The organism is Dietzia sp. IBK-p2-16D, assembly GCF_057773085.1.
In genome coordinates this window covers 697,143-723,656 of sequence record NZ_JBYMTL010000002.1, presented here as the reverse complement: position 1 = coordinate 723,656, position 26,514 = coordinate 697,143, and the positions used below count along the sequence as shown (strand labels likewise).

The window sequence follows — 26,514 nt, the reverse complement described above, 5'->3', positions numbered from 1 at the left end:
CTCCTCGCCGTCCCGACGGATCCCTGTGCGGGTTGAAATACAGCCGGTGTGAAATACACCGTTGTGATTCCCCCGTAGTGAACCACACGCCTCCGACACATCGCCATGTCCGGCGCTCTAGAATCGACCACCATGGCCGTCCGTCCCATCGTCATCCTCGGCGATCCCGCGCTCCACGCCCCCACCGAGCCCGTCACCGAGTCCCCCGAGGAACTCGCCGGGCTGGTGCAGGATCTCTACGACACGATGGACGCCGCGAACGGGGTGGGCCTGGCCGCCAACCAGATCGGCGTGCGCAAGCGCCTGTTCGTCTACGACTGCCCCGACCTGGACACCGAGGACGGCGAGGGCGTCACCCGCGAGGAGGTCGAGGCGCGCGGAGGCTGGCTCAACCGCCGCGGGTGCATCGTCAACCCGGTGCTCGAGACCTCCGAGATCCCCGAGACGATGCCGGATCCGGAGGACGACCTCGAGGGCTGCCTGTCCGTCCCCGCGGTCAACTTCCCCCGCGGCCGCGCCTGGTGGGCGCGCGTGACCGGCACCGACGAGCACGGCGAGCCCGTGTCGGTGGAGGGGTACGGACTGTTCGCCCGCTGCCTGCAGCACGAGGTGGGCCATCTCGACGGTTTCCTCTACACCGACGGTCTCATCGGCCGGAACCGCAAGGCCGCCAAGCGGCACATCCGCGACGCCGGGTGGGGCGTGCCCGGCCTGAGCTGGGACCCGGCCACGGATCCGGACCCGTTCGCCGACGAGGAGGACGACTACGACGACGAGGTCGTCACCGACCATGGCTGAGCAGGACCGGGGCCTGTCGGAACGGTCCCGGTGGAACGCCGGCCGCCGGGTGGCGGTGGGCGATCGCGTGGTGGTGCGGCGCCATCTGGAGGCGGGCCAGACCTCGCACCTGTACACCGACGTCATCGGTCGCGTGGTCGAACTCGAGCCGGAACTGGTCGTGGCCCGGGAGTCCGGTGAGCAGGTGCGGATCCCCGACGCCGACGTCGCGGTGCTCAAGGTCGTCCCGCCGCGGCCGGTGCGGGCCCGCGACATCCGGGCGCGCGAGTACGCCGGCGCCCTGGCGTGGCCCGGCCGGGAGTACGAGATCGTCGACGGCTGGTTCTGCCGGGCCGGCGACGACTGGTCGTACCGCGGGAACTCGGCCGTGCCCGTCCTTCCGTGGGCCAGCTGTTCCGAACTCGACGGGGTGCGTGACTGGTACGCCGCCCGTGGCCTGCCGCTGCGACTGGTGGACGTGGAACGGCTCGTGACCTCCGACCGGATGACCCTGGGCGGCGTCCCGGTGGACCCGGCACGGATCCACGCCGACCGCGAGCTCCTGCTCTGCACGGTCGCCAGCCGCGACCTGCTCACGGTGGTCGACGAGGCATTCCCCGCGGCCACCCGGCCGCCGGTCACGCTGGTCGATCGTCCCGACGACGACTGGCTGGAGCTCTACCACGCCACCGCCGGCCTCGCCCCCGAGCGCGTCCGGCCCGCGATGCTCGCCACCGCCGGGCTCGTCGGCTCCGGGCCCGACGCCGGTTCCCCCGGCCCCGGCGGCCACGCCGTGTTCGCTCGACTCGAGGAGGACGGGGAGCTGGCCGCGATCGCCCGGGGCGCCGTCACCACCGGTCCCGACGGCGAAGCGCGGATCGCGGTCTCGTGCGTGGAGACCGCGGATGCCCACCGCCGCCGCGGCCTGGCCGAGGTCGTCACCGGCTCGCTCGTCGACTGGGGGCTCGGCCTCGGGGCGCAGGAATGTCACCTGCACGTGTTCGCGGACAACGCCGCCGGACGTGGCCTGTGGGCCAAGCTCGGGCTGGAACCGCACCATTCGCTGCGTCACCTCGTCGTCGTCCACTAAGCACTTCCCGCGGGCGACCGACCACCTACGGGTAATAGACTCGGCCCCATGCGCCTGGCCACCTGGAATGTGAACTCGATCCGAGCCCGACAAGACCGCGTGCTCGCCTGGCTCGAACGCTCCGACGTCGACGTCCTGGCGATGCAGGAGACCAAGTGCAAGGACGAGCAGTTCCCCACCGAGGCCTTCCGAGAGGCCGGTTACGAGATCGCCCATCACGGGCTGAGCCAGTGGAACGGCGTCGCCGTGGCCTCCCGGGTGGGGCTCGAGGACGTGCGCCTGGGCTTCGACGGGATGCCGGGCTTCCACAAGGACCCCGAGGTCTCGCAGGACCCTGAGGCCCGCGCCATCTCGGCGGTCTGCAACGGCGTCCGCGTGTACAGCCTCTACGTCCCCAACGGCCGTGAGCTGGGCGACCCGCACTACACCTACAAGCTGGAGTGGCTGGCCCGCCTGCGCGATCACGCCGCCGCCGAACTGGCCGCCGACTCCGACGCCCAGATCGCCCTGATGGGTGACTGGAACGTCGCGCCGCTCGACGAGGACGTGTGGGACATGGAGGTCTTCGAGGGCAAGACCCACGTCTCCGGTCCCGAACGGTTGGCGTTCGCCGCGTTCGACGGCGCCGGGTTCCGCGAGGTCACCCGCGAGCACACGCCCGGACCGGGCGTCTACACCTACTGGGACTACACCGGGCTCAGCTTCCCCAAGCGCAAGGGCATGCGCATCGACTTCCAGCTGCACTCCCCCGCCCTGGCCGCACGTGTGACGGGAGCGTCCATCGACCGCGAGGAACGCAAGGGCAAGGGAGCCTCGGACCACGCGCCCGTCGTCGTGGACCTCGACTGAACCATGTCCACGTTCCAGCTGCGGCACTACATCGACCGGCTCCGCGCCGAGGGTTTCACGGTCCGCGACGACCACGGGGAGGACCCGGACCTCATCGACATCGACGGTCGGGCCGTCGACACCTGGCGGGAGAACTACCCGTACGACGAGAGGATGGACCGCAACCAGTACGAGGTCGAGAAGTACCTGCTGCAGATCGAACTGCTGAAGTTCCAGAACTGGCAGGCCGAATCGGGACACCGGCAGGTGATCGTGTTCGAGGGCCGCGACGCCGCCGGCAAGGGCGGGACCATCAAGCGGTTCACCGAGTACATCAACGTCCGGCAGGCCCGGGTCGTCGCGCTGGTCAAGCCCACCGAGACCGAGATGTACCAGTGGTACTTCCAGCGCTACATCGCCCACCTGCCCAGCCGCGGTGAGCTCGTGCTGTTCGACCGCTCCTGGTACAACCGCGCCGGAGTCGAGCGGGTGATGGGGTTCTGTACGCACTCGCAGTACGAGACGTTCATGGAGCAGGCGCCCAACTTCGAGAAGATGCTGGTCGACTCGGGTATCGGGCTGACCAAGTTCTGGTTCTCCGTCACCCGGGAGGAGCAGAAGACCCGGTTCGCGATCCGGCAACTCGACCCTGTCCGACGGTGGAAGCTCTCGTCCATGGACCTGCAGTCCCTGGGCAAGTGGGAGGAGTACACGGTCGCCAAGGAGGAGATGTTCCGTCGTACGGACACCGAGTGGGCACCGTGGATCACCATCAAGTCCAACGACAAGAAGCGGGCCCGCATCAACGCGATGCGCTACTTCCTGAACCAGTTCGACTACCCGGACAAGGACCCCCAGGTGGTGTTCGACCCGGACCCGAAGATCGTCCGGCGCGGCAAGGACGCCGTCGGGGACTAGCGGAGAGAGCGCCAGCGAACGCAGCGATGTCCCCGCGCATCGGCCCCGTCGGGGACTGACTGAGCCCGCGAAGGAAGCGCCCCGCGCGCAGGCCCGTCGGGGACTAGCGGAGAGAGCGCCAGCGAACGCAGCGATGTCCCCGCTAATCGGCCCCGTCGGGGACTGACTGAGCTCAGCCGGGGACCAGCGCGGGGAATGTCCGGGCCGCGCCGGGCCTTGCACTGGGTATGACCCATACCAATGACCCGGCCGTCATCAAGCGCCTGCTCTCCGAGAAGGGGCGGTGGGCCGTCGCCGGCCTCTCCGGCAACACCGGGCGCACCGCCTACCGGATCGCCGCCTATGTCCGCGACCTCGGACACGAGATCGTGCCTGTCCACCCGAAGGCGGAGACGGTGCACGGTCAGCAGGGGTACCCGGATCTCGCGTCCGTCCCCGGCGAGGTCGATGTGGTCGACGTGTTCGTGAACTCGCAGCTCGCGGGCGGCGTGGTCGACGACGCGATCGCCAAGGGGGCCGGGGCCGTGTGGCTGCAGCTGGGCGTGATCGACGAGGCCGCGGCGCAGCGGGCGAAGGACGCGGGGTTGGACGTGGTGATGGATGCGTGCCCCGCGATCGAGGCCCCGAGGCTGGGTCTGGCCTGACGCCCGGGCCCGCCGGGGCCTAGAGGCCGCTCGAGGCCAGCCCCACCATCGCGAAGATGAAGATGAAATACAGCACGACGAGCACCGCCACGATCGCCAGCGAGATCACGCCGAGCTTCTTGGCGGTCGCGCTGGCCGCCTCGGCCTCGGCGTGGCGGCCGGCGGCCCACAACGGGTAGACCTCCAGAGCGCGGGTCATCGCGACGAACGACAGCGGCCAGAAGCACAGGATCGATGCGACCGCCCAGCCGACGTTCGACGGCGGGCCCGGGCTGGCACCCGCCGGTGCGCCGTACCCACCCGATGCCGCGAAGGACGGGGTCTGCGCGCCGAACCCCGTGGGGGTCTGGGCGCTGTAGTCGCTGTGCCCGTACGAGCCGTGTCCGTACGTTCCCTGTCCGTACGTTCCCTGACCATAGGCACCCTGACCGTGCGAACTCCGGTCGTACGGGTTCTGGCCGTAGGAACCCCGGTTGGCGTCGTCACCACCGGCGAGGTCGCCGCCGGCACTGTTTCCCTGGGGCGGGTAGGTCATGGCAGTCCTCCGGGTCGCTGGTCGTCTGGGATCAGATTACGTCCGCTCCCCCGACGCCTCTCCACCTGTCGAACGGGGCCTCATGTCAGCGGGACCTCATGTCACTGCGGGGCGACGAGGAGTTGGTACTCCGGGAAGCGGACGAGGAAACGCCTGACATAGCTGCACACCGGACGGATCTTGAGCCCGTCGAGACGCATGCGGGTGAGTACCAGGCTGACCAGCAGACGGGCGATGCCCTGCTGGCCGTACCGCTCCTCGATCACCGTGTGGAGCAGGATGTAGACGTCGCCGTCCTTCTCGTAACCGACGAGGCCCATGAAGGTCTCGCTGTCCCACAGTTCAAAGCGGTCTCTATCGGTGTTGTGGACCAACTTCAGCGACGTTCCAGCGGGCATCAGAACTCCTTCGGCAGGGCGTGTCCCACCCGTGATGCTACTCGTCGGGTTACGCTCGGCCGGCACAATTCCATACTCGTCCACACGGGAGTCCGCTTCGAAGCGCGGGCTGAGAGGACGACCAGCCGGGTCGTCGACCGTAGAACCTGTCCGGATCATGCCGGCGTAGGGAGATCAGGAACCACCATGGGCACAGCTCTATCCACCGACGACGCCACCGCCACCCCGATCGGGGTCGTGACGTGCGGCCCCATCCATTCCAGCAGCAAGGCCCACCTCGAGGTGCCCGGCGACAGCGGGGACGATCAGCGCGTGCCCGTGCGCCGGATCGTGCTCACCACCGGCACGACCTTCGACGTCTACGACACCTCAGGCCCGTACACCGGATACCCGGACCCGGCGGACTGCCACGACCTCGCCTCGGGCCTGCCGCCCACCCGTCGCGGCTGGTCCCACCCCGAGGCCGTTTCCGCCTCGGCGGACAACCCCACGCTCGTCCGCACCCAGCTGGCCTGGGCCCGCGCGGGCCTGACCACCCCGGAGATGCGGTTCATCGCCGTGAGGGAAGGGATCGACGTCGAGGTGGTCCGTTCGGAGGTCGCCGCGGGGCGTGCGGTCATCCCGGCCAACCACCGTCACCCGGAGAGCGAGCCGATGATCATCGGAAAGCGCTTCCTGACCAAGATCAACGCCAACATCGGCAACTCGGCGGTCACCAGCTCGATCGCGGAGGAGGTCGAGAAGATGGTGTGGGCGACCCGGTGGGGCGCGGACACCATCATGGACCTGTCCACCGGCCGGGACATCCACGAGACACGCGAGTGGATCCTGCGGAACTCCCCCGTCCCGGTGGGCACCGTGCCCATCTACCAGGCGCTCGAGAAGGTGGGCGGCGACCCGACCAGGTTGACCTGGGAGTTGTATCGCGACACCGTGATCGAACAGTGTGAGCAGGGCGTGGACTACATGACCGTCCACGCCGGAGTGTTGTTGCGTTACGTCCCGCTGGCCGCCAAGCGGGTCACCGGAATCGTGTCCCGGGGCGGTTCGATCATGGCGGCGTGGTGCCTGGCACACCATCGCGAGTCGTTCCTCTACACCCACTTCGACGAACTGTGCGAGATCCTCGCGCGCTACGACGTGACGTTCTCCCTCGGAGACGGCCTTCGCCCGGGATCGATCGCCGACGCCAACGACGAGGCCCAGTTCGCCGAGCTCCGGACGTTGGGCGAGCTCACGCGGGTGGCCAAGCGACACGGCGTCCAGGTGATGATCGAGGGACCGGGACACGTGCCGATGCACATGATCGTGGAGAACGTCCGGCTCGAGGAATTGTGGTGCGAGGAGGCACCCTTCTACACGCTGGGCCCCCTCGCCACGGACATCGCGCCGGGCTACGACCACATCACCTCCGCGATCGGTGCGGCCCGCATCGCCGAGGCCGGCACGGCGATGCTGTGTTACGTGACCCCCAAGGAGCACCTGGGCCTGCCCGACCGGGACGACGTGAAGACCGGCGTGATCACGTACAAGATCGCCGCACACTCGGCGGACCTGGCCAAGGGACATCCGGGCGCGCAGTCCCGCGACGACGCCCTGAGCACCGCGCGGTTCGAGTTCCGCTGGCGGGACCAGTTCGCCCTGGCCCTCGATCCCGACACCGCCCTGGCGTATCACGACGCGACGCTGCCGGCGGAGCCGGCGAAGACCGCACACTTCTGCTCCATGTGCGGTCCGAAGTTCTGCTCGATGCGCATCTCCCAGGACATCCGCGACTACGCCGCCGAACACGGGATGGAGACGGTGGAGGCGATCGAGGCGGGGATGGCCGAGAAGTCCGCCGAGTTCACCGACCGTGGCGGGCGCGTCTACCTGCCGATCACCGGTCGATAGCCGCTCCGGTCCGGCGAGTCACCCGGCAGGTCGCACGGGTGGAGCGACGGGTCGACCTCGTCGTCGTCACCGACCGCGCCGCCACCCACCAGTCCCCCGACGCGCGAGCCCCGGTGCGACGTCGGATCGGGGCCGGACTCAGGCGTCCCGGCGCAGTGTCATCAGCGCCCCGGCGACCCACAGGGCCACGCAGACGGCGGCGAACCACGCGAACGCCGGCCACTCACCCCACGTGATGTAACCGCGCACGGTCTCGCCCTGGGTCCAGAAGTCTCCGTTGGAGAACGGCATCCACGCGGCGAGATCCTCACCGACCCGCGGGATCAGCGAGATCATGCCCTCGAGCGCCAGCGTCCACACCAGGAACAACGAGATCGTGCCGGCGGCGTTGCGCATGATGTATGCCAACCCCATCACCGCGAGCGTGCCCAGCGCGGCGTAGACGGGGAAGCGCCACAGGTACTTCAGGCCATCGCCGGAGAACGGGGTCCAGCCCTCGTTGCCGGAGAGCGCCCCGGCCACGAGCAGCGCCAGGATCACCCCGACGGCCGTGACGACCACGGACAGCGCCATGAACAGGACGGTCTTGGCGACGATCGCCGGCCAGCGCGACGGCGTGGTCAGGAACGTGGCCTTGATCGTGTGATAGCGGTACTCGCCGGTCACGCCGACGATCGCGGCGATCCACGCCAGCAGGACGGTGAACGCGCTGACCCCGAGGATCGGGAACAGCGGGTCGCTGCCGCCGCCGGGCGCCCCGGCCATCGGCTCCCCGGTGGCGGACTGCTCGAACTGGCCGATGACCACCGCGAGCACCACGGCCAGGCCGATTCCGATCGCGTACAGCCAGTACGCGCTCTTGGTGGTGGTGACCTTGATCCACTCGGACTTCAGCTGGTTCATCGGGTGGACTCCTGACCGTGGTACTCGACATCCTGGTCCGTGAGGGCCATGAAGGCCTCCTCCAGCGACGCCCGCTTCTCGTGCAGTTCGTGGACGGTGATCCCCAGGCTCGCGGCAAGGTCGCCGACCTGCGGCGCGCCGAGGTTGTCGATGAGGAAGACGCCCTGCTCGGCGTCGAACGTGGCCTCGATGCCCTCATCGCGCGCGGCGGCGGTGAACTCGTCGACGTGCGGGGTGCGCAGGATCACCGAGGACTTGGCGGCGGAGAGGAACTCCTCGACCGAGGTCTGGGCGCGCAGCTTGCCGCGCCCGATCACGACGAGATCCTGGGCGGTCTGCGCCATCTCCGACAGCAGGTGCGAGGACACGAGCACCGTGCGGCCCTCGGCGGCGCGCGCGTGCATGAAGCGGCGGATCCACAGAATGCCCTCGGGATCGAGCCCGTTGACGGGCTCGTCGAACAGGAGGACCTCCGGGTCACCGAGCATGGCGGTGGCCAGGCCGAGCCGCTGGCGCATCCCGAGCGAGTACCCGCCCACCTTGCGCCCGGCGACGTCGGTCAGGCCCACCAGGCCGAGCACCTCGTCGACGCGGGACGGGGCCACCCCGCCCGCCGCGGCGACCATCTTCAGGTGCGCACCGGCAGAGCGGTTGGCGTGCGTCCAGGACGCGTCGAGCAGGCAGCCGACCTTGTGCGCGGGGCGTTCCAGTTCGCGGTACGGGGTCCCGTTGATCAACGCCTCCCCGGAGGTGGGGGTGTCCAGGCCGACGATCATCCGCATCGTCGTGGACTTGCCCGCGCCGTTCGGCCCGAGGAAGCCGGTGACGACCCCGGGCCGTACGTCGAAACTGAGGTCGTCCACGGCGGTGGAGGCGCCGAAGCGTTTGGTGAGATTCCGTACCTCGATCATGGCCCCAGTCTGCCTGCCGGGGTGCGGACAGGGTGCGTCCACCTACTCAGCCCGCGTACAGGTCGCGCGGGACTACCCTCGTGACCATGGACGACGCCACGCCCGACCCGGACCGCCACCTGCCTTCGGTACGCGCCTCGGACGCCGAGCGCGACGCCACCGCCAGGCTCCTGCAGGAGTCCTTCTCGGAGGGGCGGCTCACGCTCGCCGAGTTCGACGAGCGGACCTCGCTGGCATACGCCGCGAGGTTCCGGTCCGACCTGATCGAGCTCACGCACGACCTCCCCGTCGCCCACCGCGGCCACGAGTCGACCCCGGAGGCCCGCCCGCACCGGGCCCCGGAGCGCCGCGTCACCGGCGGCAGCGGGCCGGCTACCTCGCTGGCGGTCATGGGCGGGGTCGAACGCAAGGGGACGTGGACCCTGCCCGCCGTGCACACCGCGTTCGCGATGATGGGCGGCATCGAGATCGACCTGCGCGCCGCCTCGCTGCAGTCCCACGAGACCACGATCCGGGCGTTCGCGGTCATGGGCGGGATCGAGATCCTGGTCCCCGACGACATGCATGTGGAGATCGAGGGCCTGGGGCTGATGGGTGGCTTCGGCGAGGAGTCCGGGAGCTGGAAGCCCGATCCGCGCCCGGTCCGTCAGGCCCCGCCAGGAGCCCCGGTGGTGCGGGTCACCGGGCTGGCGCTCATGGGCGGGATCGGCGTGCGGCGGGTGCCGCGCACCGAGGACTGACCCGGGAGTGGCTCAGTCGACCGGCGGGCTGGAGGCCTGCGCCCAGAACCGCCTGGGGATGCGCCCGGCGAGTCGGGCGGCGTGCCCGGCCCGGACGGCCTCGCGCATCGCGGCGGCCATGAGCGGCGGGTTCTCCGCCCGGGTGACGGCGGTGGCGAGCAGGACACCGTCGCACCCGAGTTCCATCGCAAGCGCGGCGTCGGAGGCGGTCCCGATCCCCGCGTCGCAGATCACGGGGACGCCGGCGCGCTCGACGATCATCTCCAGGTTGTGCGGGTTGCAGATGCCGAGCCCGGTGCCGATCGGCGCGCCCAGGGGCATGACCGCCGCGCAGCCCACGTCCTCCAGGCGGCGGGCGAGGACGGGGTCGTCGGTGGTGTAGGGGAGGACGACGAAACCGTCGTCGACGAGGTCCTCGGCGGCCTCGAGGAGTTCCACCCCGTCGGGCAGGAGCGTGCGCTCGTCGGCGATCACCTCGAGCTTGACCCAGTTGGTGCCGAGCGCCTCCCGGGCGAGCCGGGCGGTCTTGACGGCCTCGGCGGCGCCCCGGCAGCCGGCGGTGTTGGGCAGCGGGCGGATCCCGAGCTCCTTCAACATCCCGAGTAGCCCGAGTCCGTCCGAGCCCAGCCGGAGGTCGACCTTGCGGATGGACACGGTGGTCAACGCGGTGCCCGAGGCGATCAGCGCCTCGCGCAGGACCTCCTGGTTCCCGGCACCGCCGGTGCCGGTGATGAGCCGCGAGGAGATCTCCTCGCCCGCGATCACCAGGGGCGAGTCCAGGATCGCGGCGACCGCCGTATCGGCCTCAGCCACCCTGGACCGCCGTGAGGACGTCGACCTCCGCGCCCGCCCCGAGCGGCGCCGCGTCCCAACCCGAGCTGGGCACCACCACGCCGTCGACGGCGATGGCGACGCCCTCGTCGGGCAGCTCCAGGACGGTGACGAGTGTGCGGACGGTCGCGCCGTCGGCCAGCGTGCGGTCCTCGCCGTTCACGGTGACGATCATGGGCCCTCCTGCTTCACATCTGCGGTGTATCCCCACCGTAGTCGGCCCGGCCGCGGCACTCATCCCCGAGTGAAGCGGTCCGGCGCGGCCGCTCGCGCCGCCGCCGGGACGGCCAGACCATCCAGCGTCGCCAGGACCGCGGCCACGGTCACCGGGGTGAGCGCGATGCCGTTGCGGCCGTGCCCGGTGGCGTGGACGAGACGCGGGTCCGCGGGGTCGGCGCCGAGGAACGGAAGGTTGTCCGGCGACATGGGCCGGAGCCCGGCGATGGCCTCGGCCAGTTCGTACTCTCCGATGCCGGGGAAGACCGTCTCGGCGTCGGAGAGCAGGTCGCGCACCCCGCCGACGGTGACCTGCCGGTCGTCGCCGTGCTCGTACTGGGTGGCGCCCACGACCAGGCCGCCGTCGCGCGGGACGAGGTAGAGCGGGCGCCCGCGCACGAACGCCCGCACGACCCCGCGGGGCGGGTCCTCGCAGCCGGGCCGGACGCGCAACCGAAGCACCTCACCCTTGACCGGGCGCACCGGCAGCCCCGCCAGAGCGGCGGACCCCGCGCCCGCGGCCAGGACGACGCGGTCCGCGTCGACGTCGTCCACCGAGGCCACCGCACCCCGCACCCACGTCACACCCTCGGCCCGGCACGCCCGCGTCAGGGCGGCCAACAGGACGCGGTTGTCGACGGCCCCCTCGGAGTCCATTCGGTAGGCGACCCGGGCGACGCGGGCCAGGGACGGTTCGGCCTCGCGCAGCTCACGGCGGGTGACGCGGCGCAGGTCCGCGTCGGTGATCCCGGGAACCGGGTCGGAGTCGGCGGGGTCGGGGCCGGCGGGGTCGGAGTCGGCGGGGTCGGGGCCGGCGGGGTCGGAGTCGGCGGGGTCGGGGCCGGCGGGGTCTGGCTGGCGGGCGGCCCACTCCATGGCCATGTCGAGGTCGCGGGCGTCGGCCTCGTCCACGGCCAGCATGTGGGTGCGGGTGGCGGTGCGGACCGGCGGGCCGGGAGGGACGTGCGGCTCGAGGGCGGCGAGGAATCCCGGCCAGCGCCGCAGCGAGTCCACGCCGAGCGCGAACACCGCCTCCTCCCCCGGCCACGCCTCGCTGAAGGGGGCGAGCATGCCGCCGGCCACCCAGGCGGCCCCCTTGGCGGGAACGCCGTCGGGGCCGGAGTCGTCGGGCTCGTGGATCACCACGTCCGTGGCGGTTCCGGACCGGGCGATCGACCAGGCGCACGCCAGGCCGATCACCGAACCACCGACCACGGCAACGCGGCGGGCACCGCTCCGCGCGGCGGGACGTCGGGGGTCGTCGATCACGACGGCCAGCCTAGTGGGGCCCTGGCCTACGGTTGTGACCATGACCTCCCGTGCCGACCGTCTCCGTGCCCGCCTCGCCGACGCCCGCCTCTATCTCTGCATCGACGCGCGCCGTCATCTCGACGACCGGGCGCGCGAGCAGGGGTGGACGGGAGAGTTCCCCGCACTGCGCCGGGACGTCACCGCGGCACTGGCGGGCGGGGTCGACATCGTCCAACTGCGGGACAAGAACTCCCCCGGCGACCGCGATCTCGGACCGCTCGAGGCCGGTCACGAACTCCGGGCGCTGGCGGTGATGCGCGAGGTGTGCGACTCGCACGGAGCACTGCTCGCGGTGAACGACCGCGCCGACGTCGCCGTCGCCTCGGGGGCGGACGTGCTGCACGTCGGCCAGGACGACCTACCGGTGGAGTGGGCGCGGCGGATCGTCGGCGACGACGTGGTGATCGGACTGTCCTGCCACGCCGCGGACGAGGTCGACAGGGCGGCGGCGAACCCGCAGTTGGACTACTTCTGCACCGGCCCCGTGTGGCCCACCCCGACCAAGCCGGGCCGCGTCGCGCCGGGCCCGGACCTCGTGCGCCACGCCGCGGGAACCGTCGTGGGGCCGGCCGGGAAGCCGTGGTTCGCCATCGGGGGGATCGATGCGACGAACCTAGCCGAGGTACTGGCCGCGGGCGCCACCCGCGTGGTGGTGGTCCGCGCCGTCACCGGGGCGACCGATCCCACGGCCGCGGCCCGCGAACTCCGCGCCGCACTGGCCTAGAGCGCGGCCTCCGCCCGGACAGCGGCACCGCGCGACGGCAGGCCCTCCCCGGTCAGCTCCTTGCTCAGCGTCCTGCGCAACACCTGTCGGGGCTTACGCTCGAGCGAATCGCCGTCTCGCCGTCGTCGTCGTCCCCATGAGTCCGGCGCCAGGCCGGGCACCAGGGTGAGGACCTTGCCCAGCCCGAGCGCGGGCCACTCGACGGTGGCGTGGTCGACCTGCACCGAGGCGCGGCGGCCGCGCAGGACGAGGGTCATCACGCCGTTGTCGAACCAGAGGCCGTCGGTGACGCGCCACCGCACCTCGGGCTCGCGCACCCCCACCGCCCGGGACAGTCGACGCGTGAGCGCGGGCACCGGCTCGCGGACCGACAGCCGGTTCACCGCCCGGATCGTCTTCTGTAGAGGGTTTCGGAAGGGCGACATCACCAACTGGTGGACCCGGGTGGGCGAGTCCGCAACCCGCCCGGCGGTGAGGTCCACCTCCTCCAGATAGGAACAGTGCACGTCGCCGCCCAGCAGGAGGATCGAGGCGGGGGCGGGCCGGTGATCACCCGAGGCCACCTCCGTGAGCAGGCCGACCAGGTCGTCGAAGCTGTTCCGGAACGCCGCCCAGTGTTCGAGGTCCACGGCGAGCCGGATCCGCTCCCCGACCCGGGCGGTGAGCCGGGAGCCCGAGCGGCCGCGGGCCACGGCCTCGTTCCAACCCTCGACGTTGTGCAGCGCGGGCAGCATGAACGCGGGCAACGACGACCCGATCACCAGGTGGTCCACCTCCGCATCCGGGTCCAGGCACGCGTCGCGGGTCCACTCCCACTCGCCGGCGTCCATGACCCGTCGGTCCTGCGGATTCAGGTGCCGCGAGGCGCGCACGTCGAGCATCACCACGCGCACCCGACCGAAGTCGCGCTTGAAGCTCCACTGCACGGCGCCGCGTTCGGAGTCGGCGGACTGGGCGAAGTGGTCGAGCAGCGTCTCCCGCTCGGCATCCGCGCCCGCCGAGCGCAGCGACTGGTACATCTCGTTCGCCTCCAGCTCGTCCGGCGCGAGGTTGCCCAGGTGCTGGTAGACGAAGTAGCTGCCGAACGCGCCGATCACCCGGTCCCGCCACCACGGCTGGGCGGTCATCTCACAGCGCCACGCGTGCGAGGAGTTCCAGTCGTCGCGCAGGTCGTGGTCGTCGAGGATCATGCAGCTCGGCACGGTCGAGAGGAGCCAGCGCACGTCCGCATCGCGCCACGACTCGTGGTACAGCCAGGAGTACTCCTCGAAGTCGCAGATCTCGTCCGAGACGTCGCGGTCGCCGCCGGCCCCCGCGGAATCGCGCACCGACTGCGGTCCCCCGCCCGCGCGCCGGCGCTCGGCCAACCGCTCGGAGATCTCCCTGCTGGGGATGTCGGCGTACACCTGGTCGCCGAGCAGGAGCATCGCGTCCGGCCACTCGTCGTGCGGCGTGTGCGCCATGCGGTGCGAAAGCGCCACCAGCGCGTCGGCGCCGATCTCGCGGAGCGCCACCGGGGTCTGACTCTCACCGCGCCGACACGAGCCGAACGCCAACCGCACCGTGTCGTCCGCGCGGGGCGTGCGGATCACGCTCGGCCGGTCCGGGTCGACGGGCCAGGCGAGCGTGTCGTCGAGCAAGATCTCGTACGGCGTCACCTCACCCTCCCGCAGTCGGCACAGGTGCAGCACCGCGAAGTGGTGACCGTGCACGCCCCACGAGCGCTCGGTGACCACCTCGTCGCCCGCGCGGATCGTCACCTCGCACGGCGCCGACACCTCCACCCACACCGTGGCGTCGGTGCTGTCGACGTACCGCAGCATCGGGCCGACGAGGATCTCAGGGGACGGTGTCATGCGCTCCAGTGTGCACCCGTGCGGCGCGACGCCGCGCGGATCCGGCAGGGCGGTCGAGGTCGGGCGCCTCAATCCAGGTCCGGGTGTTCCGCGTACCGCCCGCCGGCGCCGGTCATACGGACTATCACGAGGACCATTCCGGCCAGCGGCACGAGTATGGCGGGAAGCAGCCACGGCGGCATCCCACCGCTCGCGGAGTGCGCGGCCACGATGATCCCGGCCTGCGCCACGGCCATGAGGAGCAGCCCGACGGCCGCGAGCAGCAGCAGGTCCTCGCGCATCAGCCTTTCGAACCGGCGGAACCGTGCCGGGGTGGCCGTCCACCACTGCCGGTTGGGCGCGCTGATCGCCGCCGGGGACCGGAACAGCACCCACGGCACCAGGGCCGCCGGGAGCGCCAGCACGGCGGTCGTGCCCACCATGACGGCCAGCGTGCCCGCCTTCGACGACCAACTGGTGGGCGGGCCGCCGAACTCGAACTGCGTCGGCACCCGGTCGGGCAGCGCCACGACCGCCCAGACCAGCACGCCGGCCCACAGCACCGCCGCGCCCGCGACGAGGAAGCCGATCCACGCGCTCGTGGGTTCGCGAGGCAGCCCGCGTGCCTCGTCCGCGACCTGGTAGGTGGTCATCCGTGCGCGCCGCTACCCGAGTAGGACGCGGGGCCCGACGACGAGGACCCCCTCCGGCATCCTGTCCCGCAGTCCCCGATCGGCCGTGACCACCACCACCCGGCGGGGCCCGCCATCCAGCTCGGTGGCCAGCTCGGCGATCGCGTCGTCGCCGGACCCGGGGGCGCGGTGCACGACGAACGGGCCGTCGTGCTCGGCCGCGCGGGCGGCGCCCTCGATCACGGCGTGCGCGCGGGCGACCCAGCCGAATCCCCGGGGTGACCCAGCCCCCGGCAGTTCGAGCGTGCGGGGCATGCCGGTACCCAGTTCGTCGAGCAGTCGGGCGGTGGCACCGGCCCGGTCCTTCCACCAACAGTCGGGGCGGGAGCCGAGCACGTTGGCCACGTCCACCACCAGTTCGACCGGCTCGGAGCGCAGTCCGTTGGCCCACGCGTGCGCGAACGCGGGCATGAGCGGCAGCTCGGCCACGCGGGTCTCGGGGACCCAGCGCAATTCGAGACTCTCGTTGTTGGGCACGGTCTCCAGCGCGCGCGGGGCATCCGCGATCACGGTGGTGTACGTCCACTCCACCGCGTCGGGCGATTCCTGGACCAGCGGCGGGATCGTGCGGGGGCGGGTGGACCCCTCGGGCGCCTCGTCGTGACGCTGGTCGGGCCGCATCCGCCGCATCATCTCGGCCACGTGCCGCATGTCCAGTCCGGGCCGGTGCCACACGGTGCCGGGCATGCGGGAGGTCACGACCTCGGCGCGCACCACCACGTCGGCGGGCCGGATCTCGGCCTCCTCCTCCGTCTCGCGCAACGCCGCCACCGGCGCGTCCTCGTAGGAGTCCCGCGCACCGCCCGGCAGCGCCCACGTGTCGCCGGAGGCGGTCCACACGGCGCGGTGTTGCAGCAACACCAGGGGGACGTCGGGATCGGACGGGTCGGCGGCGCGCAGCAGGAGTCCGGCGGCACCGAACCGACCCCACCGACGATCACCGGCGTCGGACACCACCCAGCCGTTGCCGTCACCCTCGCTCGCCGCCACCGGTCCTCCACCTCCCCTGGACCCGTCCACCCCCGGATCGGGCGGAACCTTGAGTCCTCGTCGACCAGTCTGCCCGACTCCGCGCCGCCACTTCACTAACCTGGGACACACTCCCGTCGGATCGTCGGCTCGACGGGCGGAGACCGGGGAGGTGAGCGAACTGATGCGCGCCCCAACCCTCTCGCGACGGCACACCCGCGGCCCCTCCGCCGACACGCCCGCGTCCGCCCCCGGCTCGGGAGGTGAGTCGGTCTCCCCCCTCCAACCCCGCCGGCCGGTCCGCCGCCGCGCCGCCCGCTTCTGGGAGGACGCCCTCACCACGCCGGGCCGGATGTCGGTGTTCGCACTGCTGGCGATCATCACCGTCCTGGCGGGCGGGGTCGTGGCGTCCTCGACCATCACCCAGCGTCAGAGCTACCACGAGACGCTGCTGGCCGAGGTGGAGCCCGTCGCCAACGCCTCGCAGACGCTGTACAGCTCCCTGACGATCGCGGACTCCGCGGCGAACACGGCGTTCATCACCGGCGGTATCGAGCCTGCGGAACTGCGCGAACGCTACCTCCAGGCGATCGCGACCTCGTCGTCGTCGATCATCGCCGCCTCCCAGGGCCTCGACCGCAGCGACACGGAGTCCATCGACCAGCTCGCCGAGATCAACGCGCAGCTGGCCACCTACACCGGCCTCGTGGAGACGGCGCGCACCAACAACCGCGTGGCCAATCCGGTCGGGTCGGCGTACCTGGCGTCGGCGTCGGCGCTGATGCAGGACACGATCCTGCCCGCCGCCGCCGACCTGTACGACCGGCAGTCCACGTCGGTGGGCCAGTCGGACCGGGAGTGGTCCTCGCCGCCGTGGGGGTCGTTCTTCCTGCTGGGGTTGGCGATCGCGGTGCTGGTGCTGCTGCAGCAGTGGTTGTGGCGGCTCACCGGGCGGCGGGTCAATCCCCCCCTCGCGCTGGCCTCGCTGCTCATGGTGGCGACGTTCCTGCTCACCATGATCGCCGGGTTCCTCGCGGCCAACGACAACGCCAAGGGCCTGTCCGAGGGCGCGGCGCCGATGAACGAGCTGACCCGCCAGCGGATCAACGCCCAGAAGGTGCGTGCGCAGGAGACGCTGAACCTGGTGCGGCGTACCGATCCGGAGGGGTCGGCGGCCGAGCGCGCGGCCATCCTGGGCGGCGTGCGGGACACCCTGACCGTGTACCTCGACGACGAGGAGGAGGACTCCACCGGCCGCATCAGCCTGGACTCGCAGGGCGCGGTGACGGGCGCGATCGAGGCGCTCGACGAGTGGATGGCCGCCCAGAACCGCGCCGACTCCCTGTACCAGCAGGGCGACTATCAGGGCGCGATCACCATCTCCTCCGGTCAGTCCGACGGCGACTCGGGCGCGGCGTTCGACGAGTTCGACGAGTCGATGCAGGACGCCATCGAGGAGGCCCGCGACACCCTGCGCACGCGCATCGACAACGCGCGCCGCACCTCCTCCAGCGGGCCGGACCTCATCATCGCGCTGTCCACCCTGGCCGCGTTCGCCGTGGTCGTGGGGATCGCGCCCCGGGTCAGGGAGTACCTGTGACGGCGCGGGCGGGCGTGTGGGCCCGGGTGGCGCTCGGGGGAGCCCTGGTGGCGACCCTGGCGATGGGGGCGGCGTGTGGGGTCGACGACGGCGAGGGCGGCCCCGGCACCGGCGGGCCGGAACAGAGTGCCGTGGCCGAGTCTCCCGAGACGGAAGGGGCGGGGATCCCGGAGGTGGACGCGGTGATGCCCCTGCCCGCCGGCGCGGTGATCACTACGGACATCCCGGGCGGCCTGCCCGACGAGGACGACGAGAACTGCGACCCGTTGCCCAGTCTGCGGCCGGATGACGCCGATCCCGCCGAGCGGGTGCCCCGCATCCTGCAGCGGGGCCGGCTGATCGTGGGGCTGGACCAGGGCTCCAATCTGTTCTCCTTCCGCGACCCGGCCAGCGGGCAGCTCACCGGTTTCGATGTGGACCTGGCCCGGGAGATCGCCACCGACATCTTCGGCGACCCCCGGCAGGTCGAGTTCCGCTCGCTGACGTCGTCCAACCGGCTCGAGGCACTGGAGAACGACCAGGTGGACGTGGTGATCCGGTCGATGTCCATCACGTGCGCGCGGCGCGAGCGGGTGACCTTCTCGGTGCCCTACTACCAGGCCTACCAGCGGGTGTTGGCGGTGCGCGGGTCGGGCATCACGGAGATCGAGCACCTCGAGGGCAAGCGCGTGTGTGTCGCGGCGGGCACGACCTCGGCGTCGCGGTTGTGGTCGGAGTTGGAGCGGATCACGGTCCTGTCGGTGAACACGTGGGCGGACTGCCTGGTGGCCATCCAACAGAACCAGGTGGACGCGATCACCACCGACGACGCGATCCTAGTGGGCATCACCGCCCAGGACCCGTACCTGGAGATCGTGGGCCCGCAACTCGACGCCGAGCCGTACGGGGTGGGCATCGCCAAGTCCACGCCGGGCAACAACACCGACGGGCTGGTCCGACAGGTCAACTCGACGCTCGAGCGGATCCGCACCGACGGCACGTGGAACCGCATGTACTCGACATGGTTGTCCGGGCTGGGACCGAGCCCCGGGATGCCGGTGCCGAGGTACGTGCCGGAGGAGCAGCGATGAGCTACCGCAAGTGGGACGACCCGCCCGAGGACGGCGAGCCGACCGTCGGCACCCAGGCCACCCTCCGGACCGGGGCGGTCGCGGTGACGGGCGGAGCCGCAGCGACCGGGGTCACCGAGGCCACGGGCGCGATGGAGGCGACCGGGGATCTCGAGGCCACCGGCGCGCACGTCGGTACCGGCGCGATATCGATGACCGGGTTCCTGGCCGAGACCGATCCGCACGCCGGGGACGACGCGGGGGCGGCGGGCACCGGCGGAAGGGGGCACGCCCCGGGCGCGGGCCACGGTCACGATCCCGAGTCACGCACCGAGTCCGTGCCCGGCCCCCGCGCGTCGGCCCGGACCGGGGAGATGACCACCGGCGATCGCGCCACGTCGACGCCGTTCCGACTGCGCCACCCCGACAAGCCGGAGGACCGCCCGAGCCAGGCCGCGGAGGGCCTGGTCGACCTGCCGTACATCATCCCCGTGGACCCCACCTCGGCCATGTTGGAGCCCGAGGACATCGAGGCCGAGTGCGAGGCGTCCGGCGGCAGGCTCCCGCGGCCCGAGCTGCGGCCCGGCGACATCGTCGCCGATCAGTACGAGGTCCGCGGCGCGCTCGCCCACGGCGGGATGGGCTGGATCTACCTGGCGGTCGACCACAACGTGTCCGACCGGTGGGTGGTCCTCAAGGGACTGCTCCACGCCGACCAGGCCGAGGCCCAGGAGGTCGCGGTCGCCGAGCGGGAGATCCTGGCCGAACTGTCCCACCCGTCGATCGTGCGAATCTACAACTTCATCCACGACGACTGGGCCACCTCGCCGACCCACGGCGGGTACATCGTCATGGAGTACGTCGGCGGGCCCAGCCTGCGGGATGTCCGACGGGCGGCGCCGGGGCGGGTGCTGCCCGTGGAGAAGGCCATCGCCTACGTGCTCGAGGTGCTGCAGGCGCTCTCGTACCTGCACTCGGTGGGACTGGTCTACAACGACCTCAAGCCCGAGAACATCATGCTCACCGAGGACCACGTCAAGCTGATCGACATGGGCGCGGTGTCGGGCGTCGGCGACTACGGGCACATCTACGGGACCCCCGGATTCCAGGCCCCGGAGATCCCCCGGACCGGGCCCACCATCGCCTCGGACCTGTACACCGTCGGCCGAACCCTCGCCTCGCTCATCGTGCGACTGCCGGTGGTCGACGGTCGCTACGCGGACGGGATCCCCTCCCCCATGGAGGAGCCGGTGTTCAGCCGGTACGACTCGCTGTACCGGTTCCTCCTGCGTTCCACCCACGAGGAACCCGACTCGCGGTTCCGCAGCGCCAACGGGATGGCCAACCAGCTCATGGGCGTGCTGCGCGAGGTGCTGGCGCTGCGCACAGGGGTCCCGCACCCGGCGTTCTCCTCGGTGTTCTCCCCCCAGCGATCGACCTTCGGGACGCTGTTCACCGTGGAGCCGACGGACTTCCTCGTCGACGGGCGCGCCCGCGACACGACGCTCACCGGGTCCGAGCTCGTCAACGCGCTCCCGGTGCCGCTGATGGAGTCCTCCGACCCCGCCAGCCGCATCCTCGCCGCGACGTCGTACACGTCGGTCGAGCAGCGGATCGACACTCTCCGCGAGCTGTACTCGGACACCGAGTCCGAGGCCCACGAGAGCGTCGGCGTCATCATGTCGCTCACCCGCGCCTACCTCGAGAGCGACGACCTCGCTGCGGCGGAGGCGTTACTGGAGCAGAACGCCCACCGGAAGAGCGCGGAGTGGCGACTGGTCTGGTACGACGGGGTGATCGCCCTGCTCAAGGGGGATCCCGTCCGGGCCTACCCCCAGTTCCAGCGGGTGCTCTCGGCCATGCCGGGAGAGAACGGCCCCAAATTGGCGTTGGCCGCGACGGCCGAACTGATCCTCGACGTGTGCCCGGAGAGCGACCGGGCGCGCTGGGCCCGATCGAGCGAACACTTCTATCGCACGGTGTGGTCGGTCGACCGCTCGGTGATCAGCTCGGCGTTCGGGCTGGCCCGCCAGCTGCAGCGGCGCGGCGAGGTCGCGGCCGCCATCGAGGAACTCGACCGCGTCCCGCCCAACTCGCGGTACTCGGCACTGGCCAACCTCACCGCGATCCTCCTGCTGTGCCAGGGCCGTCCGCTCGGGGAGACCGAGGAATCGCACCTGCGCGAGGCCGCCCGCCGCGTGACCAACCTGTCCGCCGGCGAACACCGGGCGTTCCAGATCCGTCTGACCGTCCTGACCACGGCGCTGTCCTGGATCCAGTTGCCGGGCAACGAACCGTCCCCGTCGCCGCTCATGCGGGGCGTGCCGTTCACCGAGTTCGGGCTCCGGTCCGGCGCCGAGACAGTACTGCGGACCCTCGCGCGCTCCACCGAGACCCGGCAGCAGCGGTTCCGGCTCGTCGACCAGGCGAACAGCATCCGCCCCCGCACCCTGTTCTGAGACCGCGGGAGCACACGGGGAACGGGGAACGGGGAAGCGCAGGAAAGGCTCAGCCTTCGCCGTCCCGAGCGGGGTCGCTCTCAACGAGGTGATGCGCGCCGTGGCGGCGCCTCGCGAACAGGACGAGTGTCGCGCCGGCCGCCGCCGCAGTGAGCGCCCACAGCACGAGCTCGGTACCGCTGACGCCGGTCGTCGCCAGCGACCCACGGACCTCCGAATTGGCGCGGATCCACTCGTCCGACGGCGCCCCCTCGCGTGGGGTCAACGCTCCGTTCGCGACCCGACCGGTGTCGTCGCCCTCGTCCGTGGCGGGGTCCGCATCAGGCGTGGTGGCCGCGGTCGTGGGGGCGGTGGCGGTGGGGGCGGTGGGAGCGGTGGCGGTGGGGGCGGTGGTGCCCGCCAGCGAGTCCGACCCGGCGGAGCCACCGGAGCCACCGGGGCCACCGGGGCCACGCGATCCCCCGGAACCGGATGAACCGGGCGAGTCGGACGACCCGCCGAGCGAACCGGCGAGGGAGCCCAGCCCGGGGCCGAAGATCCCGATCACCACTCCGATGACGCCCCCCACAATGACGGGCCAGACGAAGTCCGGCAGGTCGGAGGAGCCTCCGCCGGAGGCGGGGTGGACCACCACGCGGCGTACCGAGGCGTAGGTGGCACCGCCGGGCATGGTGACCGTGAAACCGATGTCGTAGGTGCCGGGGCGGGTGGGAGTGCCGGTCAGGACACCATCCACGACCCTCATGCCCGGCGGCAGTGTGTCGGCGTCGACGTCGAGCGTGGTGCCCGGCGGCGGTGTCGGGAGGAACGGCTCGGGCCCGTACTCCCTTCCAGCCGTTCCGTCGGGCAGGGGGTTGAGCGGGTCCGCGGGATCGGTGCCGAGCTGGTCCTCGGTGGTGTCGGGCAGTCCGTCGCCGTCGCGGTCGACACCAGCGACATCGGAGAACGACACCCACATCCTCGGGCTGACGCTCTGCCGCTGCGCCGTGTCGGGGACGTCAAGCGGGACGGACACCTCGTCCACCACTCTCGCCGACTCCCCCGGCCCGAGGTCGAGGACTGCCACCGTGGAGCCGCGGGCCGGCGAGCTCCCGGCCTGCCCCGTGCCCGGGCCGTACAGCATCACGGTCCCCGAGTCGGCGGCCGCGGCACCGGCGATGGTCGAGCGCACCGCGAACTCGGCGCCGTCCGACACCACGAAGTCCCCGACCCCCACCTCGTACCGACCGGTTCGGCCCGAGTCGGTGGCGTTGCGGACGTGGTAGCTGCGGTCGACGAACTCGCCCGGGAGCATCGCGCAGGGGTCGACCTCGGGGATGCCGCCGATCGCCCCGGCCGGATCGGGGACCGCGGACCCACCGTCCAGGTCGCATCCCCAGGACCCCAGGACCAGATCCGGGGCGTCCGTCCAGGTGGACCCGTCGAGTGAGAACTCGAGATCGACGTGGGCATCGAGAGGAGCCACCGTCATCGCCCGCGCCACAGACGCACCGGCCAGGACCAGGGTGACGACCGCCGCCAGGATGAGTGGGACGACCCCGCGACTCCTGCGAGGACCCTGCGCCGGGCCCGGGCGCGGAGGGCGCGCGGGCCCGGCGTCCGGGGAGAGAGGTGAGGCGTTCGGCATCGTCCGACTTCGTCAAGCCCGGGCTCGGTCGCCGGGGATCCCCTGCACTCTATATCTAAAAAGGTCCTTAGGAAATGTGGACGGAGTTACTTCCCCAAACCCAGAACCTCGTCACACGCCCGGGCGATCGCCAATTCCTCGTCGGTGGGCACCACGAGGACCGTCACGCGGCTGCCGGGCGCCGAGATGATGCGCTCACCGGTGCCGTTCTCGTTGGCCTCGGTGTCGATCTCCACTCCCCAGCCGCGCAGGGTGGCGAGCGCGTCGGCCCGCAGGCGGGCGACGTTCTCCCCCACACCGGCGGTGAAGGTGATCGCGTCCACGACGCCGAGTACCGCCCAGTAGCCGCCGATGTAGCGGCGCAGGCGATGGATCACCACGTCGTAGGCGAGCGTGGCGTCCTCGTCGCCGTCATCGACCCGCGTCAGGAGTTCGCGGAAATCGCGCGCTCCCGCCAGTCCCTCCAGGCCCGACCTGCGATTGAGCAGGGTGGAGACGTCCTCGGGCGACATGCCGCGGTCGCGGATGAGGTGGATGATCAGGCCGGGGTCGAGATCGCCGGGACGGGTGCCCATGACCAGGCCCTCGAGGGGGGTCAGTCCCATGGAGGTGTCCATGGCGCGGCCGCCGTCGATCGCCGACGCCGACGCACCGTTACCCAGGTGCAGGACGATCTGGTTGAGCTCGCCGTACGGGCGGCCCAGGATGTCGGCGGTGCGGCGGGAGACGAACTCGTGACTGGTGCCGTGGAACCCGTATCGCCGCAGGTCCCACTTGGTGGCCGTCTCGCGGTCGATGGCGTAGGTGTGGGCGGCGGCGGGAAGGGTGTGGAAGAAGCCGGTGTCGAACACGGCGACGTGCGGCAACCCGGGCAGCAGTTCGCGGGCCACCCGGATCCCGCGGAGGTTGGCCGGATTGTGCAGCGGGGCGAGGACCTCGAGTTCCTCGATGTCCGCCTCCACCGCGGGAGTGACCTCGATCGGCTCGTGGAAGGCCGGCCCGCCGTGGACCACCCGGTGCCCGATCGCCTCGACACCGAGGTCGGTGGGGTGCACGTGCAGTTCCTCCGCCAACTCCAGCACGCGGCCGAGCGCGGCGGTGTGGTCGGGGAACTCGGCCTCCGCCGTGCGTTCTTCGGCGGGTGCTCCGGTCAGGTCACTGCGGCGCACGGTCAGCGTGCCGACGCTCTCGCCGATCCTCTCGACCAGCGCCCAGGCCAGCTCGCCCTCGACGGCGGTGTCGAGGATCTGCAGCTTCAGCGAGGAGGATCCGGAATTGATGACGAGAACACGGGTCATGAGTCGCTTTCCTGGGAGTTGGGGGCGCCCTGCGCCTGGACGGCCGTGATCGCGACCGTGTTGACGATGTCCTCCACCAGCGCGCCTCGGGAGAGGTCGTTGATGGGCTTGCGCAGCCCCTGCAAGACCGGCCCGATCGCGACCGCGCCCGCGGTCCGCTGCACGGCCTTGTAGGTGTTGTTGCCCGTGTTGAGGTCGGGGAAGACGAGGACGGTGGCCCGGCCTGCGACCGGGGAATCCGGCATCTTCTTGGTCGCGACGGTGGGGTCGACGGCGGCGTCGAACTGCAGGGGGCCGTCCACGATGAGGCCGGCCACCGGATCGTCGTCGGTGGCCTCCTCGATCCGGGACCTCACCAGGGCGGTGGCCTCGCGCACCTTGTCGACGTCGGCGCCGCTGCCGGAGTCGCCGGTCGAGTAGGAGAGCAGCGCCACGCGCGGGTCGATCCCGAAGCGGGAGGCGGTCTCGGCGGAGGACACGGCGATGTCGGCGAGCTGCTGGGCGGTGGGGTCGGGCACCACCGCGCAGTCCCCGAACGCCAGTACGTGGTCCGCCAGGCACATGAGGAACACGCTGGACACGGTTTTCACGTCGGGACGGGTCCGGATGATCTCGAGTGCGGGGCGGATGGTGTGTGCGGTGGTGTGGGCGGCACCGGAGACCATGCCGTCCGCGAGTCCGGTGTGCACCATCATCGTGGCGAAGTACGAGATGTCCAGGATGCGGTCGCGGGCCACGTCCAGCGTCATGCCCTTGTGCTTGCGCAGCTCGGCGTATTCGTCGGCGAACCGGTCGGCGTGCTCGCTCGTGCGCGGGTCCATCAGGGTCGCTCCGCCCAGGTCGATACCCAGTTCGTCGGCGCGCCGGCGGATCGCCTCGGGATCGCCGAGGATCGTCAGGTCCGCCACGTCCCGCCGCAGGAGCCTGCCGGCGGCGTGCAGGATGCGGTCGTCGTCGCCCTCGGGGAGCACGATGTGCCGCTTGTCGGCCCGCGCACGCTCGAGGAGTTGGTGCTCGAACATCTGCGGGGTCATCACATCCGGTGAATCGACCCGGAGCGGGGCGAGCAACTCCTCCGTGTCGACGTGCTTCTCCATGAGGCTGAGCGCGGTCTCGACCTTGCGCCCCGATCCCGAGTAGACGCGTCCGCGGGTCTCCGCGGCCAGGCGGGCGGTGTCGTAGGTGCCGTGCTTCGTGCACACGATGGGCAGGGTCGAGCGCATGCCGCGGACCAGCTTGTCCATCGCGGCGTTGGGCATGACTCCGCCGTTCCAGATCATCCCGGCCAGGGAGGGGAAGCCCTCGGCGGCGTGGGCGGCCAGGATCGCCAGGAGCGCGTCCGTGCGGTCGGCCGGGACGATGACCACCATCCCGTCGACCAGCCGTTCCAGGATTCTGTCGCCGGTCATGCCGCCGACCATCACGGCCATCGCCTCGCGGTCGAGGAGCGCCGGGTCACCGGAGTAGAGCTCACCGTCGACCGCCTCGAGCAGCTCACCCATCGTGGGGGCGGTGAGCAGTGACTGCGCCGGCAGGGTCCACGCGGGCACGTCGAGCGTGCTGAGTTCGGCCCTGATCTGCTCCATTGCGTCGGGATCGCACCGGTTCGCGACGACCCCCACGGGGTGTGCGTGCTCCGCGCGCAGCTCGTCGAGGGTGAGCCGGGCGTTGGTGCCGATCTCGGTCGGCGAGCGGTCGGCTCCGCGGATCACCAGCAGGACGGGAGCGCCGAGGTTCACGGCGACCGTCGCGTTGAAGTCGAACTCGGTCGGGCTGGGTACCCCGGTGTAGTCGGTGCCGACGATGACCACGACGTCGCACTGGCGGGCCACCGCGTGGTACCGGTCGACGATCTCGCTCAGCGCGGCGTCCCGGTCCTCATGGACGCGCATGTTGGTGACGCCGATGCAATCCTCGTAGTCGAGGTCGACGGTCGCGTGCTGGAGCAGCATCTCCACGATGCGGTCGCGCTCCGGCTCGCCCTCGTCGATGCCCGGAGTGGTGGGGCGGGGTGCGACGGTGACGGGGCGGAACACCCCGACCCGCTGGACGGTCCCGGCGAGGATGCGCAGCAACCCCAGGGCGACGGTCGACTTGCCCGTGTCCCCTTCGGGGGCCACGACGTAGACGGCCGACGAGGAGAGCGGTTCCCCGACCGACTGGGACGGGATCGAGAGCGCGGCGACGTCGGACTCCGACAGCTCGGCCCCGGTCGACACCGCCGCCCCTGGCATGGAGGACTCGGCCGCGGCGGGTTCGGTCGCGG

At 71.4% G+C, this 26,514-nt stretch carries 24 protein-coding genes; 11 read left to right on the top strand and 13 right to left on the bottom strand.

Annotation, left to right across the window (positions count from 1 at the left end):
* Positions 1 to 132 precede the first annotated feature (132 nt).
* The 5 genes from AC3DE3_RS07740 to AC3DE3_RS07720 all read left to right on the top strand — a co-directional run bounded on the left by AC3DE3_RS07740 (position 133) and on the right by AC3DE3_RS07720 (position 4,257).
* Entirely contained in the window at positions 133 to 798 is a 666-nt protein-coding gene (locus AC3DE3_RS07740) for a peptide deformylase (RefSeq protein WP_488369577.1), read from the top strand.
* Entirely contained in the window at positions 791 to 1,867 is a 1,077-nt protein-coding gene (locus AC3DE3_RS07735) for a GNAT family N-acetyltransferase (protein ID WP_488369576.1), read from the top strand. The genes AC3DE3_RS07740 and AC3DE3_RS07735 overlap by 8 nt, the downstream gene beginning before the upstream one ends.
* 48 nt (positions 1,868 to 1,915) lie before the next feature.
* The gene (locus tag AC3DE3_RS07730) at positions 1,916 to 2,716 is read left to right on the top strand and encodes an exodeoxyribonuclease III (protein ID WP_488369575.1); all 801 of its coding nucleotides are present in this window, start codon (positions 1,916 to 1,918) and stop codon (positions 2,714 to 2,716) included.
* 3 nt (positions 2,717 to 2,719) lie between these two features.
* On the top strand, positions 2,720 to 3,613 hold the full coding sequence (gene ppk2 / locus AC3DE3_RS07725; protein WP_260488860.1) for a polyphosphate kinase 2: 894 nt from the start codon (positions 2,720 to 2,722) through the stop codon (positions 3,611 to 3,613).
* 227 nt (positions 3,614 to 3,840) lie between these two features.
* On the top strand, positions 3,841 to 4,257 hold the full coding sequence (locus AC3DE3_RS07720) for a CoA-binding protein (protein ID WP_488369574.1): 417 nt from the start codon (positions 3,841 to 3,843) through the stop codon (positions 4,255 to 4,257).
* A gap of 19 nt (positions 4,258 to 4,276) precedes the next feature.
* Here AC3DE3_RS07720 and AC3DE3_RS07715 read toward each other — a convergent pair whose 3' ends face one another.
* Both AC3DE3_RS07715 and AC3DE3_RS07710 read right to left on the bottom strand, forming a co-directional pair.
* On the bottom strand, positions 4,277 to 4,792 hold the full coding sequence (locus AC3DE3_RS07715) for a CD225/dispanin family protein (protein WP_488369573.1): 516 nt from the start codon (positions 4,790 to 4,792) through the stop codon (positions 4,277 to 4,279).
* A 101-nt stretch (positions 4,793 to 4,893) separates the two neighbouring features.
* Complete coding sequence (locus tag AC3DE3_RS07710) at positions 4,894 to 5,190, bottom strand: GNAT family N-acetyltransferase (protein ID WP_260488863.1); 297 nt, start codon at positions 5,188 to 5,190, stop codon at positions 4,894 to 4,896.
* A gap of 186 nt (positions 5,191 to 5,376) precedes the next feature.
* On the opposite strand from AC3DE3_RS07710, the gene thiC reads away from it, so the two are divergent.
* Positions 5,377 to 7,083 (top strand): phosphomethylpyrimidine synthase ThiC, encoded by a 1,707-nt coding sequence (gene thiC, locus AC3DE3_RS07705; protein WP_488369572.1) that lies wholly within the window; start codon positions 5,377 to 5,379, stop codon positions 7,081 to 7,083.
* Between the two features lie 138 nt (positions 7,084 to 7,221).
* On the opposite strand, the gene AC3DE3_RS07700 is transcribed toward thiC, so the two are convergent.
* Together AC3DE3_RS07700 and AC3DE3_RS07695 are read right to left on the bottom strand one after the other, a co-directional pair.
* On the bottom strand, positions 7,222 to 7,986 hold the full coding sequence (locus AC3DE3_RS07700) for an ABC transporter permease (RefSeq protein WP_260488865.1): 765 nt from the start codon (positions 7,984 to 7,986) through the stop codon (positions 7,222 to 7,224).
* Complete coding sequence (locus AC3DE3_RS07695) at positions 7,983 to 8,897, bottom strand: ABC transporter ATP-binding protein (protein WP_260488866.1); 915 nt, start codon at positions 8,895 to 8,897, stop codon at positions 7,983 to 7,985. The genes AC3DE3_RS07700 and AC3DE3_RS07695 overlap by 4 nt, the downstream gene beginning before the upstream one ends.
* An 86-nt stretch (positions 8,898 to 8,983) precedes the next feature.
* On the opposite strand from AC3DE3_RS07695, the gene AC3DE3_RS07690 reads away from it, so the two are divergent.
* Positions 8,984 to 9,637, top strand: a complete 654-nt coding sequence (locus tag AC3DE3_RS07690; RefSeq protein WP_488369571.1) for a DUF1707 SHOCT-like domain-containing protein — start codon at positions 8,984 to 8,986, stop codon at positions 9,635 to 9,637.
* Between the two features lie 12 nt (positions 9,638 to 9,649).
* Here the strand turns inward: AC3DE3_RS07690 and thiG are convergent, their stop codons facing one another.
* Genes thiG through AC3DE3_RS07675 form a run of 3 tightly spaced genes read right to left on the bottom strand, consistent with a single transcriptional unit; the run spans position 9,650 to position 11,953 of the window.
* Complete coding sequence (gene thiG, locus AC3DE3_RS07685; protein WP_488369641.1) at positions 9,650 to 10,420, bottom strand: thiazole synthase; 771 nt, start codon at positions 10,418 to 10,420, stop codon at positions 9,650 to 9,652.
* Positions 10,421 to 10,442: 22 nt separating this feature from the next.
* Entirely contained in the window at positions 10,443 to 10,643 is a 201-nt protein-coding gene (gene thiS, locus AC3DE3_RS07680; protein ID WP_488369570.1) for a sulfur carrier protein ThiS, read from the bottom strand.
* Positions 10,644 to 10,702: 59 nt separating this feature from the next.
* Positions 10,703 to 11,953, bottom strand: a complete 1,251-nt coding sequence (locus AC3DE3_RS07675) for an FAD-dependent oxidoreductase (RefSeq protein ID WP_488369569.1) — start codon at positions 11,951 to 11,953, stop codon at positions 10,703 to 10,705.
* A 40-nt stretch (positions 11,954 to 11,993) separates the two neighbouring features.
* Between AC3DE3_RS07675 and thiE the strand changes: the two genes are divergently transcribed.
* Positions 11,994 to 12,719: a thiamine phosphate synthase gene (gene thiE, locus AC3DE3_RS07670; RefSeq protein WP_488369568.1), complete on the top strand. Its 726-nt coding sequence runs from the start codon at positions 11,994 to 11,996 to the stop codon at positions 12,717 to 12,719.
* Here the strand turns inward: thiE and AC3DE3_RS07665 are convergent.
* From AC3DE3_RS07665 to AC3DE3_RS07655, 3 genes are all read right to left on the bottom strand, one after another.
* Positions 12,716 to 14,575, bottom strand: a complete 1,860-nt coding sequence (locus tag AC3DE3_RS07665; protein ID WP_488369566.1) for an alkaline phosphatase D family protein — start codon at positions 14,573 to 14,575, stop codon at positions 12,716 to 12,718. The two genes, thiE and AC3DE3_RS07665, sit on opposite strands and share 4 nt — an antisense overlap.
* Before the next feature lie 68 nt (positions 14,576 to 14,643).
* On the bottom strand, positions 14,644 to 15,207 hold the full coding sequence (locus tag AC3DE3_RS07660) for a DUF1648 domain-containing protein (protein ID WP_260488872.1): 564 nt from the start codon (positions 15,205 to 15,207) through the stop codon (positions 14,644 to 14,646).
* Positions 15,208 to 15,219: 12 nt separating this feature from the next.
* Complete coding sequence (locus AC3DE3_RS07655; protein ID WP_488369565.1) at positions 15,220 to 16,236, bottom strand: NUDIX domain-containing protein; 1,017 nt, start codon at positions 16,234 to 16,236, stop codon at positions 15,220 to 15,222.
* 163 nt (positions 16,237 to 16,399) lie between these two features.
* Here AC3DE3_RS07655 and AC3DE3_RS07650 point away from each other — a divergent pair, with 163 nt between their 5' ends.
* The 3 genes from AC3DE3_RS07650 (at position 16,400) to AC3DE3_RS07640 (ending at position 21,323) form a co-directional block, all read left to right on the top strand.
* Positions 16,400 to 17,815: a hypothetical protein gene (locus AC3DE3_RS07650; RefSeq protein WP_312027450.1), complete on the top strand. Its 1,416-nt coding sequence runs from the start codon at positions 16,400 to 16,402 to the stop codon at positions 17,813 to 17,815.
* Between the two features lie 62 nt (positions 17,816 to 17,877).
* Positions 17,878 to 18,885 (top strand): glutamate ABC transporter substrate-binding protein, encoded by a 1,008-nt coding sequence (locus AC3DE3_RS07645; protein ID WP_488369640.1) that lies wholly within the window; start codon positions 17,878 to 17,880, stop codon positions 18,883 to 18,885.
* Positions 18,882 to 21,323 carry a serine/threonine protein kinase gene (locus AC3DE3_RS07640; RefSeq protein ID WP_488369564.1) on the top strand — a complete coding sequence of 814 codons (2,442 nt, stop codon included), beginning with the start codon at positions 18,882 to 18,884 and terminating at the stop codon, positions 21,321 to 21,323. Before AC3DE3_RS07645 ends, AC3DE3_RS07640 begins: the two co-directional genes overlap by 4 nt.
* Positions 21,324 to 21,372: 49 nt before the next feature.
* Here AC3DE3_RS07640 and AC3DE3_RS07635 read toward each other — a convergent pair whose 3' ends face one another.
* From AC3DE3_RS07635 to pta, 3 genes are all read right to left on the bottom strand, one after another.
* The gene (locus tag AC3DE3_RS07635; RefSeq protein WP_488369563.1) at positions 21,373 to 22,794 is read right to left on the bottom strand and encodes a thrombospondin type 3 repeat-containing protein; all 1,422 of its coding nucleotides are present in this window, start codon (positions 22,792 to 22,794) and stop codon (positions 21,373 to 21,375) included.
* A 242-nt stretch (positions 22,795 to 23,036) separates the two neighbouring features.
* The gene (locus AC3DE3_RS07630) at positions 23,037 to 24,248 is read right to left on the bottom strand and encodes an acetate/propionate family kinase (protein WP_488369562.1); all 1,212 of its coding nucleotides are present in this window, start codon (positions 24,246 to 24,248) and stop codon (positions 23,037 to 23,039) included.
* Positions 24,245 to 26,482 carry a phosphate acetyltransferase gene (gene pta, locus AC3DE3_RS07625; protein WP_488369639.1) on the bottom strand — a complete coding sequence of 746 codons (2,238 nt, stop codon included), beginning with the start codon at positions 26,480 to 26,482 and terminating at the stop codon, positions 24,245 to 24,247. The genes AC3DE3_RS07630 and pta overlap by 4 nt, the downstream gene beginning before the upstream one ends.
* Positions 26,483 to 26,514 lie beyond the last annotated feature (32 nt).

Bases quoted from the DNA above. Each gene is read 5' to 3' on its own strand.
- AC3DE3_RS07740 (WP_488369577.1), top strand. From the start codon at position 133: ATGGCCGTCCGTCCCATCGTCATCCTCGGCGATCCCGCGCTCCACGCC.
- AC3DE3_RS07735 (WP_488369576.1), top strand. From the start codon at position 791: ATGGCTGAGCAGGACCGGGGCCTGTCGGAACGGTCCCGGTGGAACGCC.
- AC3DE3_RS07730 (WP_488369575.1), top strand. From the start codon at position 1,916: ATGCGCCTGGCCACCTGGAATGTGAACTCGATCCGAGCCCGACAAGAC.
- ppk2 (WP_260488860.1), top strand. From the start codon at position 2,720: ATGTCCACGTTCCAGCTGCGGCACTACATCGACCGGCTCCGCGCCGAG.
- AC3DE3_RS07720 (WP_488369574.1), top strand. From the start codon at position 3,841: ATGACCCATACCAATGACCCGGCCGTCATCAAGCGCCTGCTCTCCGAG.
- AC3DE3_RS07715 (WP_488369573.1), bottom strand. From the start codon at position 4,792: ATGACCTACCCGCCCCAGGGAAACAGTGCCGGCGGCGACCTCGCCGGT.
- AC3DE3_RS07710 (WP_260488863.1), bottom strand. From the start codon at position 5,190: ATGCCCGCTGGAACGTCGCTGAAGTTGGTCCACAACACCGATAGAGAC.
- thiC (WP_488369572.1), top strand. From the start codon at position 5,377: ATGGGCACAGCTCTATCCACCGACGACGCCACCGCCACCCCGATCGGG.
- AC3DE3_RS07700 (WP_260488865.1), bottom strand. From the start codon at position 7,986: ATGAACCAGCTGAAGTCCGAGTGGATCAAGGTCACCACCACCAAGAGC.
- AC3DE3_RS07695 (WP_260488866.1), bottom strand. From the start codon at position 8,897: ATGATCGAGGTACGGAATCTCACCAAACGCTTCGGCGCCTCCACCGCC.
- AC3DE3_RS07690 (WP_488369571.1), top strand. From the start codon at position 8,984: ATGGACGACGCCACGCCCGACCCGGACCGCCACCTGCCTTCGGTACGC.
- thiS (WP_488369570.1), bottom strand. From the start codon at position 10,643: ATGATCGTCACCGTGAACGGCGAGGACCGCACGCTGGCCGACGGCGCG.
- thiE (WP_488369568.1), top strand. From the start codon at position 11,994: ATGACCTCCCGTGCCGACCGTCTCCGTGCCCGCCTCGCCGACGCCCGC.
- AC3DE3_RS07665 (WP_488369566.1), bottom strand. From the start codon at position 14,575: ATGACACCGTCCCCTGAGATCCTCGTCGGCCCGATGCTGCGGTACGTC.
- AC3DE3_RS07660 (WP_260488872.1), bottom strand. From the start codon at position 15,207: ATGACCACCTACCAGGTCGCGGACGAGGCACGCGGGCTGCCTCGCGAA.
- AC3DE3_RS07650 (WP_312027450.1), top strand. From the start codon at position 16,400: ATGCGCGCCCCAACCCTCTCGCGACGGCACACCCGCGGCCCCTCCGCC.
- AC3DE3_RS07645 (WP_488369640.1), top strand. From the start codon at position 17,878: ATGGGGGCGGCGTGTGGGGTCGACGACGGCGAGGGCGGCCCCGGCACC.
- AC3DE3_RS07640 (WP_488369564.1), top strand. From the start codon at position 18,882: ATGAGCTACCGCAAGTGGGACGACCCGCCCGAGGACGGCGAGCCGACC.
- AC3DE3_RS07635 (WP_488369563.1), bottom strand. From the start codon at position 22,794: ATGACGGTGGCTCCTCTCGATGCCCACGTCGATCTCGAGTTCTCACTC.
- AC3DE3_RS07630 (WP_488369562.1), bottom strand. From the start codon at position 24,248: ATGACCCGTGTTCTCGTCATCAATTCCGGATCCTCCTCGCTGAAGCTG.
- pta (WP_488369639.1), bottom strand. From the start codon at position 26,482: ATGCCAGGGGCGGCGGTGTCGACCGGGGCCGAGCTGTCGGAGTCCGAC.